A 13,065-nucleotide genomic window follows, 5' to 3' on the forward strand; every position below is an offset into this window, starting at 1 on the left:
CTTCGTGAGCCGGTGCGTACGCCGGGTGGTCGACGGTGTGCCTGCGGTGACCTCGGGCGATGCCGGGTCGGCGTGCGGATGCGGTGATGCCCGTTCGTCACTCGGATGACCGCGCGCAACCTGTTTATCGCCCGGGAGTTCGACCGTAGAGTGATGGCCGCCGTGGCGCGCCGGGCGGTTTATCCCGTTCCACGCGCGTCGCGGGAAGTCGATCGTGCGCCACGTCGGACCCGCCGCCGCGGTGTTGTGCAGCCGAGGCGGCACCCAGCCACGACACAGGAGGCCATCACCTTGGCATCGAAGATCGCCCGTCCCCTCCTCGCCCTCGTCGCGACTCCCGTGCTCGCCGCCCTCCTGGTGGGTGCCGGAACGCACGGGGGCGCTGCCACGCCCGGTGCTCCCGGGGCGGGCGACCCGTACTTCCCGGATTCCGGGAACGGTGGGATCCACGTCGTCCACTACGGCCTCGACCTGGACTACACGCCCACCACCAAAAACCTCGTGGCGACCGCCGATCTCACGGTTACCGCCACCCAAAAGCTCAGTTCGTTCAACCTCGACCTGTCCGGACTGACCGTGGACAGTGTGCGGATCGACGGCCGACGGGCCGCCTTCAGCCGCGCGGGCAACGAACTCACGGTCACCCCGTCCCGGGCGCTGGACAAGGGCCGCAGGTTCCACGTGGTCGTCGCCTACTCGGGCGTACCCGCCCACGTAAACGACCCGGACGGCTCCCCGGACGGCTGGATCATCCAACCCGACGACTCGGTCTTCGTGGCCAGTGAACCCCAGGGCGCGATGACCTGGTTCCCCAGCAACAGCCACCCCAGCGACAAGTCCACCTACGACGTCGAGGTCACCGTCCCCGACGGCTGGACCGCCGTATCCAACGGCCGGTTGCGCGACCGGCGCAGCCGAGGCGGCAAGACCACGTTCGCGTGGCGCGAGTCGCAGCCGATGGCCGCCTACCTGGCGACGGCGAGCATCGGCCGGTTCCAGACCGAGCAGTACACCACCCGCAGCGGGCTGCCCGTGTACAACGCGGTCGCCCCGAGCCAGGCCGCGGCCGCCAAGCCGGTGTTGGACCAACTGCCCGCCGTGATCGAGTTCGAAAGCAGGCTTTTCGGTCGATACCCGTTCGATGCGGCAGGCTCGATCGTCCAGGACGCGCCCGACGTCGGCTACGCCCTGGAGACCCAGACCCGGCCGATCTACGACCGGGCGCCTCGGCTGGACACGCTGGTGCACGAGACGGCGCACCAGTGGTTCGGGAACTCGGTGACGCTGACGAAGTGGCAGGACATCTGGCTCAACGAGGGATTCGCCACCTACGCTGAATGGCTGTGGGACGCCGAGCACGGCGGCCCGAGCACGGCGCAGAGGTTCGCCACCGACTACGCACTGCCGGAGACCGACGCGCTGTGGTCCTTCCCGGCCGGCGACCCGGGCGACGGCGGGCACATCTTCGGCAAGCCGCCCTACGCGCGCGGTGCGATGGTGTTGGAGAAGCTGCGCCAGACCGTGGGCGACCGGGACTTCTTCGCCATCCTCCGGGCCTGGGCGAGCGAACACCGGTACGGCCACGCCGACTCGGCCGGGTTCATCGCGCTGAGCAAGCACATCTCCGGCAAGAACCTGGACGGCATGTTCGCGACCTGGCTGTACGGCCGCGGCAAGCCGGCCACCCCGTAACACGACCGACGACACGACGGAACACGCCCGAGAGCCCCGGGTCGGATTCGACATCCGACCCGGGGCTCTCGGGGCCCATCCCCCCGAACCGAGGAGAGTCATGAAACATATGAGCGGCCTGACCCGCGGCCTACTGTCCACTGCGCTGGTGGCGACGATGGTCGGCGCGACGGCGCCCACCGTCGCCGCCGCCGAAACGAGAGCCTGCGCGTGGACGCCGGCGGTCCTGGCGATGCCCGCGGGCGCGCTCGCCGGCGATGTGTCGGCGACCGACGGAAGCGGCGGCTACGCGGGCACGATCTCCTACGGCGCGGATTCCGTACAAGGGGCCCGGGCGACGCTGTGGAAGGACGGCAAGTTAACCGACTACGGATACCTGAACGTTCCCGGATACCAGAAGTGGGTCGAGGTCCTGGGCGTCAACAAGGCCGGGACCGTCGCCGGCAACGCCTTCCGGGACACCGGCCCCTCCAGCGCCGTCCGCTCGCGCAACGGCGGGCTGGAGCGGCTGCCCGAACTGCCCGGTGCCTCCGGCTCGCAGGCGACGGGCATCAACGACCGCGGGGACATCGTCGGCGCGGTCGACACCGGGACCGACGGCACGTCGTATTGGAATCCGGTGATCTGGCCCGCCGACAAGCCCGGGACAGTGGTCAAACTGACCGGATTGCCCAACAGCGAGGGCGCCGCGACCGGGATCGATCAGGACGGCACCGTGCTGGTCGAGGTGGACAAGAACTTCACCACGTTGCCCTACCTGTGGAAGGCGGGCCGGGCGCGTGCGGTGCGCGTCCCCGCCGGGGCCACCGACGTCGTCACCCGCGGCATATCCAACGGCCGCTTCATCGGCCAGGTCACCTATCGTTCGGGCAACGGCGCGCCGAGCGTGTTGTGGGATCGCGACGGCGTGCCGCGCGCCGTGTCCCGGGCCGCGGATGTCACAGGCATCAACCGCGACGGTCGGATCGTCGGACGTACCGATGATCCCGACTGGCGGGAATTCGGCGTCTGGCGGTCCTCGGCGCTCGAATCCACGTTGAGCTACGCCCCCGACCGCGGGCTCGAGATCGCGGTCGCCAGCGACGACGGCACGATCGCCGGCCGGAGCTGGAAGATTCCCGGCGGCCGGGACGAGCCGACCGTGTGGACCTGCCGCTGACCGGAACGACCGCGCGGGCGGTGCCCGTTCCGGACGCGACGACGGGCCCGCGGCTCGACGGCCGCGGGCCCGTCTCGGCGGTGGGGTATCAGGGTCGGCGCGGCGGGCCGAACCAGGTGGTGAGGGCTTGGCGCAGGGCCGGGATGTCCGGGCGGGCGTCGAGGTCGGCCCCCCAGGCGACGTGGCCGTCGGGGCGGATGAGCAGCGCGGCCGGGGCGGCGACCTCGCTGCCGGGCGGGACCGGCCAGTGCTCGTCCTCGCTCCGGGCCTCGACGAGGTCGACCCGATCCGACCAGTCCCGGACCGCCTCCGCCAACTCCGCGTCGCCCCGCAGGTCGAGCAGGACCGGGCGGGCGTCGCGCAACAACTCGTGGATCCGGCCGACGCCCCCGGACGTCTTGAGGTCGGCGTCGGGGACCCGCCGGCCCACCAGCGCGTGGTCCCCGTCGATCGGGTACCGGATGTCCAGCGCGGTGAGCATGGCGCACAGATGCCGGTTGACGTCGTCGAACACGATGAGCGAGCCGAACACGTCGCGCAGCGCGTCCGTTTGCGGCCCGGGGCGGGTCAGGGCCGACTGCGCCCGGGTGTTGTGCAGCACCCGCTCCGCGACCGGGTGGCGTTCGTCGTGGTAGGTGTCCAACAGTCGCTCCGGGGCCCGGCCGAGTACCACCGAGGCGAGCTTCCAGCCGAGGTTGACCGCGTCCTGGACACCCACGTTCAACCCCTGCCCGCCGGCCGGGAAGTGGATGTGCGCCGCGTCGCCCGCGAGCAGCGCCCGGCCGACCCGGTAGCGGGCCGCCTGCCGCGCGGCGTCGCCGAACCGGGAGATCCACCGGGGGTTGCGCATGCCGTAGTCGGTGCCCGCGAGTCGCGTCAGCGAGTCCCGGAGCTGCTCGAACGTCGCCGGTTCGTCGCGATCCGCGACCCGGTCGTACGCGGACGTGATCACCCGGTACCAGCCCGGCTCGAAGCCGATCACCGAGAACTCGCCGTCCGGGCGACGCCGCGCCCAGATGTACTCCTCGTCCAGATCGGGGAGTTCGACGTCGCCGATCAGCGCGGTCATGGTGGCCGGCGTGCCGGGGAAGTCGATGCCGGCCAGCTTGCGCACCGTGCTGCGTCCGCCGTCGCAACCCACCAGCCAGCGGGCGCGCAGCGTGGCGGGTTCGTCCCCACCCAGCTCGACGGTCACCCCGGACTCGTCCTGGTGCAGCCCGGTCACCTCGGCCGATCGCCGCACCCGCACGCCGAGTTCGCCCGCCCACTCCTCCAACAGCCGCTCGATGGTGGACTGTGTGATCATCAACGGGAGGGGGTGCCGGGACTCGGACTCGTCGAAGTCCAGCCAGATGCCGGAGAAGTGGCCCACCGACTGGAGTTCGCCGAGCGCCAGGAACCGGTCCAGTACCCCGCGCTGGTCCAGCACCTCCAGGGTGCGGGAGTGCATCCCGCCGGCGCGCGCCTCACCCGTGCGGTCCGCGCGGCGCTCGACCACCGCCACATCGACGCCCGCCAGCCGCAGTTCGCAGGCCAGCATCAAGCCCGTCGGCCCGGCGCCCGCGATCACCACATCCGCGTCCATGCCGGTGTGTGCCACGTCGATTCCCCCTGATTCCACTGCGTCTCCAACCGGTCAGAGCGGGTTCACGCGGTACATCGGGAAGTACGACCCGATCCGGGCGTTCGCGTAGTCGTCGGCCAACTCCGGCACCCGGTCGAAGTCGTAGATCACGTCGGACCCCTTCGGCGCGATCCAGCCCTCGGCCTCCTGGAAGTCGCGGATGCCGGGCGAGTCCGGCAGGCGCCAGACGTGCGTGTTGATCAGGAGGTGCCGGCCGATGCTCTCCGCGCCGCGCAGATGCGACAGGCGCATCCCCGCCTTCCAGCCGCAGGTGGTGACCACCCCCTCGCGGGCCAGCGCGGTCAGGGTGATGTCGTACAGGGGCTCGCCGATGTTGTCCACGAAGATCGCGACCCCGTGGCCGTCGCTGAGTTCGTTCACCAGCTCCAGGAACTCGCGGACCGACGTGCGCCGGCGCTGATGCCGCTCGCGGTCCGTGCGCTCCGCCCGGGTGGGCAGCGAGAGGGCGGGGAACCGGCGGCGATCCACCGGCGTGATGCCGTTCTCGCGCAGGAAGGCGATCCGGTCGTCCGAGCCCGCGGTCATCGCCACGCGGAACCCGGCCCGCTTGGCCAGCATCAGTTCGGCGAAGGCCACGCCGCCGCCCCAGCCGAAGACCAGATGGTTCGCGGGGTCGTCGTCGATCACCTGGGTGCGCCAACACCCGTACGCCTTCTGCCAGTTGTCCCACGCGGTGAAGTACCGCCCGTACGTGGTCCACTGCGGCAGCGAGTAGGCCGTGCCGTCCGGGATGGGCAGCAGCAGCCGGGCGTCCATCTTCGTCCGCTTGGCCAGCAGGCCGATGGTGTGGGGGCAGTCGTAGGCGTAGGCCAGTTCGGCGTAGCCGAAGCGGTCGAGCTTCCCGAAGGGCATGAGCAGGCACAGGTCCCCTTCGCGGACCCGCACGTCCCGACCGGCGGCGTTCACGTCGAGCACGCGCACCACGCCCAGGTTGCCCAGGACCACCGCGTCCTCACCCCGACTGCTGCACACGTCGATCGGTGAACGGGTCAGCGCGTGGTCCATGTTGGCCTCCCAGGAGCAGAGGATCGGCTCCACCAGCGCCTCCCCCTCCTCCAGCGGGCCGAAGGCGAACCGATCGCGTTGCAGCGCGCTCCCGGGACTGCCGTCGTGCGCACCGGTCATCGCACCGGAGCGCAGGACCCAGGCATCTGGCGAGTAGATGACAACCTCCTGTGATCGACTGTGTTCGCGAAGTCCTGAAGCTTTAGAGGCCCACCCGGTAGCCCACCGACACCCCGCCCCACGCCTCGCCCGCCCCGTAGGCCACCGCTCCGAGTCGGCCGGTGGTGGGCAGGGAACCGGCCGCCAGTTCCTCGGCGAAGGCCAGCGGGATCGTCGCCGACGACGTGTTCCCGGAGTGCTCGATGCGATTCACGAACGGCACGCCGAGATGGGAGGTGAAACTGCGGACCTGCTCCAGGATGCGGCCGTTCGCCTGGTGACCGACCACGACGGTCGGCGCGGGGCCGTGATCGAAGAGGTACTGCGCCGACTCCGTCATCCGGCGCACGGCACGGTCGTACACCTGCATCCCGTCCAGGTGGATGCCGCCGCCGTCGAGTTCGCGCATCAGCGCCTCCTGGGCGCCGTCGCAGCCGGACACCTGGCGGAATCCCTCGAACTCCGGGCGATCCGACAGCAGTACGGCCGCGGCGCCGTCGCCGAAGATGCACGCCGTCTGGCGGTCGGTCCGGTCCACCATCCGGGACATGGCCTCGACCGAGCACAGCAGGACCGACCGCGCCGATCCGGCGTCGCACAGCGAGAGTCCGGTGACCAGGCCGTAGACGAAGCCGCAACAGGCCGCGTTCATGTCGAACGTCAGCACCGAGGGCCCCAGTCCGACGAGTTGCGCCACCTTCTGCGCGATCCCCGGAACCCGCTGCGGAGACGAGGTGCTGACCACGATCAGGGCGCCGATCTCGGCGGAGTCCGCCATCCCGGTCACGATCGGCGCACAGGTCTCCGCCGCCACCTCCGCCAACGAGGCCTCGTCCGGCAGCCAGGAGCGGGACGCGATGCCGCTGCGGCGCCGGATCCACTCGTCGGTGAGGCCGATCGAGGCGAAGTGGTCGTTGTCGATCCTCCGACCCGGCTTGGCGGTGGCGATGTCGACGATGCCCGCGCTCATCCCCGGCTCGCCAACTTCACGAAATAGGTGGTGAAATCGTCCAGGAAGGCGAATCCCGCGGTTTCCTTCAGATCGCCCTTGACCTGGAGCTCGCTCTCCAACTGCTGGTGCAGCTCGACCAGGTCGAGGGAGTCGAGGTCGAGGTCGGCGATCGGCCGGGCGAGGTCGTCGGGACCCAACGCCGGGTCGCGCTCGCGCAGTTTGGCCAACATGGTGTCCGCGATCCGGCTCTCGATGTCGCTCATGTCCTTCTCCGTTCTCCGTCCCCGGGGGAACTACTCGACCGCCAACCGGTACAGCACCTCGCCGGACTTGAGGATGGTGCCCACCGCCGCGGCGTGGGCCGTGATCCGTCCGCCGCGTTCCGCCTCGATCTCGGTACTGGCCTTGTCGGTCTCCACGACCGCGATCACATCGCCGCGCTCGACCCGGTCGCCGACACCGGCGACCCACTCGATCAACAGGGCCTCGCCGAGACCGTGGCCGAAGCCGGGAACCCGCATGTCCTCGGAGGTGTCGCTCACTTCGTCATCACCAGCACCTCGTCCTTGATCTGCCGAACACCGATCAGGTATTCGTTCTCGAAGTTCGCCGGGGGGTAGATGCGCCGTTCGGGGGCCAGCCGGCGGATCGGGCCCCGGAGCGTGTCGAAGCCGCGCTCGGCCACCTCCGCGGCGATCTCGGCGCCGATGCCGACGTCCTTCGACCCCTCGTGCACGATCAGCAGCCGGCCGGTGCGGGTCACCGACTCCAGCACCGTGTCCATGTCGAGCGGAGCCACCCACCGCAGGTCCACCACCTCGACGTCGACATCGGGGGCGAGTTCGTGCGCCGCCTCCAGCACCTCGTGGGTGATCGCGCCGAATGTGGCGATCGTCAGGTCCGTGCCGCGCCGGACGATCCGGGCCGCGGTCGGCGACCGGGCCGGCTCCGGGTCCCGCACGGGCGTGTCCCGCCGCCAGTACAGCCGGATCGGTTCGTACACCACCACGGGCGAGCCCAGCGTCACCGCGTGGCGCAACACCTGGTCGGCGTCCTCGCCGGTGGACGGGCACGCCACCGAGATGCCCGGATACCGGGCGAACAGCGCCTCGTTGGACTCGCTGTGGTGCTCGACGCCCCGGAAGCCCCCGCCGGTCGGGATGCGCACCACCAGACTCGGGCTCACCTGCCCGTTCCACCGGTAGCCGATCCGGGACGCCTGGGTCACCAGTTGGTTCACCGCGGGGTAGGTGAACCCGTCGAACTGGATCTCGCAGATCGGCACGAGGCCGCTCATCGTCATGCCGACGGCCTGGCCCACGATGGTGGACTCGGCGAGCAGCGCGTCGCGTACCCGCTCCGCGCCGAAGCGCTCCCGCAGGCCCCGGGTCACCCGGAACACGCCGCCGAGGCGGCCGATGTCCTCGCCGAGGAGCAGCAGTTGCGGCTCGTTTTCGAGCAGGTCGGCAAGGGTCGCGTTGATCGACTCCGCGAACGTGGGGGTCCGCACGGTGCTCGTCTCGACGGTGCTCGTCACGCGTACTCCTTCATCAACCGTTCGCGCATCTCCCGTACCTCGGCCTCGACGCCGTCGAGCCACGCGGTGTCCACCACGCCCAGGCCGCTGAGCCGGGCCGCGTACGAGGTCACCGGATCCGCGGCCACGCTGCGCGCGATGTCGTCGCGGGTGCGGTAGACCTCCTGCGAGTCGGTGGTCGTGTGACCGCGGATGCGCCCGACCTGGATCTCGACCAGATAGGGCGCGCGTTTGCCGCGAATGTGGGCGGCGGCGCGCGAGCAGGCCGAGAACACGGTCTCCGGGTCCCGACCCGAGATCCGGACCGACTCGATCCCGAAACCGCGGGCCCGTTCGGCCACCGAGGTGCGCATCTGCTCCTCGGCCGGCTTCGAGATGGCCCAGCCGTTGTTCTGGCACACGAACAGCACGGACGCCGACTCGACGGCGGCCAGGTTCAGCGCCTCCGACATGTCGCCCTCGCTGGTGGCGCCGTCGCCGACGTACACGACGACGAAGTCCTCCCGCCCCTGCAGCCGTTGCCCGATCGAATAGCCGACCCCGTGCAGGGTCTGTGCGGCCAGGACCAGCGTGTAGGGGAAGAACCGCAACCGATAGGGATCCCAGCCGCAGAACGTGCGGCCGGCCCACTGCGCCAGCAGCTCGTCCGGCGCCACGCCCCGAAGCAGTGCGATGGCGTGCTCGCGGTAGGTGGGAAAGACCGTCGCCTCCGGGCCCGCGGCGAGCGCGGAGCCCACCTGCGCGGCCTCGTGCCCCTGGCCCGATGCCCACAGGATGAGCCCGCCCTGCTTCTGGAGCCGATGCGCCTCCTCGTCGAGACCTCTCGCCACGAGCATGTGGCGCAACAACGACCGCCGCGTGTCGTCGTTCAATTCGGTCGCGTACTCGTACTCGGATTCCGACTTCAAGACCATGGATCACCAGCCGTAGGTTCGTCGATGAGCTTTCTGTCGTCGTATCGCGGTATCGCGCGCACCATCCCGATGACCTCCGGGTGACGGCGAACCGTACGTCGGCGGTCGGGGTGCGGCTTTTCCGGCATTTCCCCGTCCGGGAGATCGCGCCTCGGCGGGCCGGCCGCGCGGACCCGTAATCGACTGCGCGCTCTCGATCGCCTCCGGAGAGGAGATGGGCGGAACCCGAATTCGAGCAGACCCGTCCACGGGCCGATGCCCGGTCATGGTGGCACAGAACTCGGTGGGGTACAGGTCCGGTGGATGCCCGGGAGGTCGGCACTCCCGCAGCCATTGTTCGGCGCGCCCGTCGCCATTGTGACGTGGGCGGTCGGGTTCTACGGTGTGGCCTCGGAACCGCGGTGTGGCCGGCCGATGCCGGGTGTCCCGTCGACGGGACGACGCCGAACGGCGAAACCGCGTCCCGGCTCGAAGATGTGCGATATCGAGTCGCCGGCAACGGTCGGGGGTGAGGATCCTCCGCCGAATTGCCATCCGAGTCGCCCCGTGATCGCCTGGGGCCGCTCGGCCCTGGCATTTTCCATTCCCAGTTGTGTCGCGACGATCAAGGACGGTGCCCGTGAGCACGAACCCCTTCGACGACGAGGACGGCCGTTTCCAGGTCCTGGTCAATGACGAGGAACAACACTCCCTGTGGCCGGTGTTCGCCGACGTGCCGGAGGGCTGGCGGGTGGTCTTCGGCGAGGCGAGCCGGGCCGAATGCCTGGAATACGTCGAGCGGAACTGGACCGACCTGCGCCCGAAGAGCCTGCGGGAGGCCATGGCGGCGGACCGGTGATCCTGCGGGGAAAGCGGGTCGCCCTGCCACCGAATCCCGTCGTGCACCGGCGGTTCGAGGCGCACGCGCGAACCACGCCCGACGCCGTCGCGGTGCGGTGGGCCGACCGGGAGGTGACGTACGCCGAACTGGACGCGCGCGCCAACCGGTTCGCCCGCCTGCTGCTCGCGCGCGGACACGGCAGAGGAGCGCGGGTCGGCCTCTGCCTCGACTACTCGATCGACCTGCTCGTCGCCATCCTCGGCACGCTGAAGGCGGGCGCGGCCTACGTCCCGCTCGACCCGGCCTACCCGGAGGCGCGACTGCGGCTGCTGCTGGGCCAGGTCCCCGATCTCGCCATGATCGTGGCCTCCCCGGCGACGTTCGCCCAGGTCGAGTCGGCGACCGCCGAGGTGGTCGTCTTCGATGAACTGGCCGACTACCTCGCCGGGCTCGCCGGCACCGCCCCCGACGTCGAGGTCACCGGGGACGACGTGTGCTACGCGGTCTTCACGTCCGGGTCCACCGGTACGCCGAAGCTGACCGCGGTGCGGCACGAGGGCTGGTTCAACCTGTTGAACTGGCTGATGCTCGAATACGGCCTGGACTCCGGGTCGGACAACCTCGTGGTCAGCGCGTTCGGGTTCGACCTGTCGCAACGCAGCCTGATGATGCCGCTGTTCTGCGGCGCGACCCAACACCTGCTCGCCAGCCGCAACTTCGACGCCGCCATGGCCTACCGGCTGCTGAACCGACACGGGATCCGGGTCGTGCACTGTGCCTCCAGCACGCTGTATCTGCTGGTGGACTGGGAGACGGCGCGCAAGGGCGACGCGCTGACCCGGCTGGATTACGCGATCTTCGGCGGTGAGCCGCTGCACGTGGAGCGGCTCACGCACTGGATGCGACGCGAGGGCAATACCTGCACCCTCCTGCACCAGTACGGGGTCGCCGAATGCACCGACGTGGCGTCGTCGTACGACCTGGCCGACTACCGGCCGGGTGAACACGACATCGCCCCCGTCGGCCGACCGGCGTACAACACCGACCTGTACATCGTCGACGAGCACATGCGCGGCGTCGCGGCGGGCGAGTACGGCGAGATCCTGATCGCCGGCGCCGGCGTCGGCGCGGGCTACCTCAACGGCACCGGGCCCGAATCCGAACGGTTCACCACGATCGAGGTGGACGGCGCACCGCGCCGGGTGTACCGCACCGGCGACCGCGGCCACGTCGACGCGAACGGCGATCTGGTCATCGCCGGCCGGATGGACGCGCAGGTGAAGGTGCGCGGGATGCGCATCGACCCCACCGACATCGAGCGTGCGCTCGGCCGGTTGCCCGGCGTCCGGCAGGCCGCCGTGGCGGTCGGGCACACCGACTCGGGCGACGTCGAGCTGATCGCGTTCCTCGTCCCGACGGGCGACGATCTCGCCGAGGACGACGTGCGCGCCGGTCTGTCGAAGACGTTGCCGCGAAACATGGTTCCGGCCCGGTTCGTCAACACCGCGCGGATTCCGCTGAGTCCGCACGGGAAGGTGGATCGGCCCGCGCTGGTCGAGGAGTTCCGCAGGAACTTCGCCGACAGCGGCACCCCGGCATAGTCGACGGACCTTGATGACAACCGAGAGGACCTGTGATGATTGCCGAAAGAGTCCTGTCCATCTGGTGTCGGGAACTCCGGCGCGACGATATCTCCGTCGACGACAATTTCTTCGCCCTCGGCGGCCAATCCGTGATTATGGCCGGTATCCAGGGTGCGTTCATCGACGAGCTGGACGTCGAGGTGCCGATGGACCAGTTGTTCCTCAATCCGACGGTGTCGTCGATTTCCGCGTACATCGAATCCATGGGCGCGACGACCTCATAGCGTCGGCCGGTCGTTGCGGCGACTTCGACGACTTTCCGGCTGCGGCCGCTTCGGGATCCAGATAACCACCAAGTGAGAGAGGCACCATGTACGACGTCATTGTCATCGGTGCCCGTTGCGCGGGTTCGCCAGCGGCCATGTTGTTCGCGCGTCAGGGATATCGAGTCCTGCTCCTGGAGAAGGCACGATTCCCCCTGGACACGCTGTCCTCGCATTACATCCACCAGCCGGGAGTGGCGCTGCTGGGCCGCTGGGGGCTGCTCGACGACCTCCGCGCCTCGGGCTGCCCGCCGATCGACCACGAGAGCTACGACGGGCCCGGCGTGCGACTGGACGGCTTCTCGCTGCCGGTCGACGGCTACCGGACGACCTACGCGCCCAGGCGGTTCGTGCTCGACCCGATCCTGGCGCGCGGGGCGGTGGCGTCGGGTGTGGACTTCCGGGAGTCCTGCGCGGTCACCGACCTGATCTTCGAGGACGATCGGGTGGTCGGCGTGCGGTACACCACGCCCGAGGGCACCGAGGCGACGGACCGGGCCCGGCTGGTGATCGGCGCGGACGGCATGCGCTCGCTGGTGGCCCGCAAGGTCGGCGCGCAAAACGTCGTCGAGCACCCGCGGGCGACCTGCGTCTACTACAGCTACTGGGCCGACGTCCCGTCGAGCTTCGAGCTGTTCGAGCGGCCGGGGCGCTGGATCGCCGCCATCCCGACCAACGACGACCTCACGCTGATCATGACCTACTTCCCGCAGGACGAGTTCCCCACCGTCCGCACCGCGGTGGAGCCGGCCTACCTGGAGGCCGTTCGCACCACCAATCCCGTGCTGTTCGAGCGGATGGCGGCGGGCAAGCGGGTGGAGCAGATGTACGGCACGGGGCACCAGGAGAACTACTTCCGCAAGGCATACGGGCCCGGGTGGGTCCTGCTGGGCGACGCGGTGCACCACAAGGACTCGATCACCGCCCGCGGGATCACCGACGCCTTCATCCAGGCCCAGACGCTCGTCGACCACATCGGCGACGGCCTGCACGACGACGCCGTGCTCAAGCGGGCGTTGCGCCGCTACGAGAACGACCTGAACAACAACTTCCTCAACCTCTATCAGGGTGTGCTCAACGTGGCCGAGCTCAAGCCCGAGGGGCGCACGGAGATGTTGCGCAAGCTGGTCGGCCACCAGGACCTGATCGACCGCTACTTCTCCACGGTCTCGGGTGCGTGCTCCCTCGACGACTTCTACAACGCCGATCTCTTGACGGTGCTCGATCAGAACTGAGTGGCGGATTGCTCCTGTGTAGTTCTGCCGATTTGGAGACA

General features: G+C 69.8%; 13 protein-coding genes. 6 read left to right on the forward strand and 7 right to left on the reverse strand.

Annotated elements, in window-relative coordinates:
• The first annotated feature begins 291 nt into the window (after positions 1 to 291).
• The gene (locus tag B4N89_RS26550) at positions 292 to 1,692 is read left to right on the forward strand and encodes a M1 family metallopeptidase (protein ID WP_078979652.1); all 1,401 of its coding nucleotides are present in this window, start codon (positions 292 to 294) and stop codon (positions 1,690 to 1,692) included.
• A gap of 100 nt (positions 1,693 to 1,792) precedes the next feature.
• The gene (locus B4N89_RS26555; RefSeq protein ID WP_143658092.1) at positions 1,793 to 2,851 is read left to right on the forward strand and encodes a hypothetical protein; all 1,059 of its coding nucleotides are present in this window, start codon (positions 1,793 to 1,795) and stop codon (positions 2,849 to 2,851) included.
• Between the two features lie 88 nt (positions 2,852 to 2,939).
• On the opposite strand, the gene B4N89_RS26560 is transcribed toward B4N89_RS26555, so the two are convergent.
• From B4N89_RS26560 to B4N89_RS26590, 7 genes are all read right to left on the reverse strand, one after another.
• Positions 2,940 to 4,451 (reverse strand): FAD-dependent monooxygenase, encoded by a 1,512-nt coding sequence (locus B4N89_RS26560; RefSeq protein WP_201260911.1) that lies wholly within the window; start codon positions 4,449 to 4,451, stop codon positions 2,940 to 2,942.
• Between the two features lie 36 nt (positions 4,452 to 4,487).
• Positions 4,488 to 5,621, reverse strand: a complete 1,134-nt coding sequence (locus B4N89_RS26565) for a zinc-binding dehydrogenase (protein ID WP_078978313.1) — start codon at positions 5,619 to 5,621, stop codon at positions 4,488 to 4,490.
• A gap of 82 nt (positions 5,622 to 5,703) precedes the next feature.
• Complete coding sequence (locus B4N89_RS26570; RefSeq protein ID WP_078978314.1) at positions 5,704 to 6,630, reverse strand: ketoacyl-ACP synthase III; 927 nt, start codon at positions 6,628 to 6,630, stop codon at positions 5,704 to 5,706.
• Positions 6,627 to 6,875 carry a phosphopantetheine-binding protein gene (locus B4N89_RS26575; protein ID WP_078978315.1) on the reverse strand — a complete coding sequence of 83 codons (249 nt, stop codon included), beginning with the start codon at positions 6,873 to 6,875 and terminating at the stop codon, positions 6,627 to 6,629. Before B4N89_RS26575 ends, B4N89_RS26570 begins: the two co-directional genes overlap by 4 nt.
• A gap of 30 nt (positions 6,876 to 6,905) precedes the next feature.
• The gene (locus tag B4N89_RS26580; protein WP_235618801.1) at positions 6,906 to 7,154 is read right to left on the reverse strand and encodes a lipoyl domain-containing protein; all 249 of its coding nucleotides are present in this window, start codon (positions 7,152 to 7,154) and stop codon (positions 6,906 to 6,908) included.
• Positions 7,151 to 8,149, reverse strand: a complete 999-nt coding sequence (locus B4N89_RS26585) for an alpha-ketoacid dehydrogenase subunit beta (RefSeq protein WP_078978316.1) — start codon at positions 8,147 to 8,149, stop codon at positions 7,151 to 7,153. Before B4N89_RS26585 ends, B4N89_RS26580 begins: the two co-directional genes overlap by 4 nt.
• Positions 8,146 to 9,063 (reverse strand): thiamine pyrophosphate-dependent dehydrogenase E1 component subunit alpha, encoded by a 918-nt coding sequence (locus B4N89_RS26590; RefSeq protein ID WP_235618802.1) that lies wholly within the window; start codon positions 9,061 to 9,063, stop codon positions 8,146 to 8,148. The genes B4N89_RS26585 and B4N89_RS26590 overlap by 4 nt, the downstream gene beginning before the upstream one ends.
• 619 nt (positions 9,064 to 9,682) lie before the next feature.
• Between B4N89_RS26590 and B4N89_RS26595 the strand changes: the two genes are divergently transcribed.
• From B4N89_RS26595 to B4N89_RS26610, 4 genes are all read left to right on the forward strand, one after another.
• On the forward strand, positions 9,683 to 9,901 hold the full coding sequence (locus B4N89_RS26595) for an MbtH family protein (protein WP_078978317.1): 219 nt from the start codon (positions 9,683 to 9,685) through the stop codon (positions 9,899 to 9,901).
• A complete protein-coding gene (locus B4N89_RS26600) occupies positions 9,898 to 11,484 on the forward strand; it encodes an amino acid adenylation domain-containing protein (protein ID WP_078978318.1) in 1,587 nt (528 codons plus the stop codon). The genes B4N89_RS26595 and B4N89_RS26600 overlap by 4 nt, the downstream gene beginning before the upstream one ends.
• Positions 11,485 to 11,519: 35 nt before the next feature.
• Positions 11,520 to 11,750, forward strand: a complete 231-nt coding sequence (locus B4N89_RS26605) for an acyl carrier protein (protein ID WP_078979655.1) — start codon at positions 11,520 to 11,522, stop codon at positions 11,748 to 11,750.
• 86 nt (positions 11,751 to 11,836) lie between these two features.
• On the forward strand, positions 11,837 to 13,024 hold the full coding sequence (locus tag B4N89_RS26610; protein WP_078978319.1) for an NAD(P)/FAD-dependent oxidoreductase: 1,188 nt from the start codon (positions 11,837 to 11,839) through the stop codon (positions 13,022 to 13,024).
• The last annotated feature ends 41 nt before the right edge of the window (positions 13,025 to 13,065 follow it).

It is taken from the genome of Embleya scabrispora (assembly GCF_002024165.1).
Taxonomy (GTDB): Bacteria; Actinomycetota; Actinomycetes; order Streptomycetales; family Streptomycetaceae; genus Embleya; species Embleya scabrispora_A.

Bases quoted from the DNA above. Each gene is read 5' to 3' on its own strand.
- B4N89_RS26555 (WP_143658092.1), top strand. From the start codon at position 1,793: ATGAAACATATGAGCGGCCTGACCCGCGGCCTACTGTCCACTGCGCTG.
- B4N89_RS26565 (WP_078978313.1), bottom strand. From the start codon at position 5,621: ATGACCGGTGCGCACGACGGCAGTCCCGGGAGCGCGCTGCAACGCGAT.
- B4N89_RS26570 (WP_078978314.1), bottom strand. From the start codon at position 6,630: ATGAGCGCGGGCATCGTCGACATCGCCACCGCCAAGCCGGGTCGGAGG.
- B4N89_RS26575 (WP_078978315.1), bottom strand. From the start codon at position 6,875: ATGAGCGACATCGAGAGCCGGATCGCGGACACCATGTTGGCCAAACTG.
- B4N89_RS26590 (WP_235618802.1), bottom strand. From the start codon at position 9,063: ATGGTCTTGAAGTCGGAATCCGAGTACGAGTACGCGACCGAATTGAAC.
- B4N89_RS26605 (WP_078979655.1), top strand. From the start codon at position 11,520: ATGATTGCCGAAAGAGTCCTGTCCATCTGGTGTCGGGAACTCCGGCGC.
- B4N89_RS26610 (WP_078978319.1), top strand. From the start codon at position 11,837: ATGTACGACGTCATTGTCATCGGTGCCCGTTGCGCGGGTTCGCCAGCG.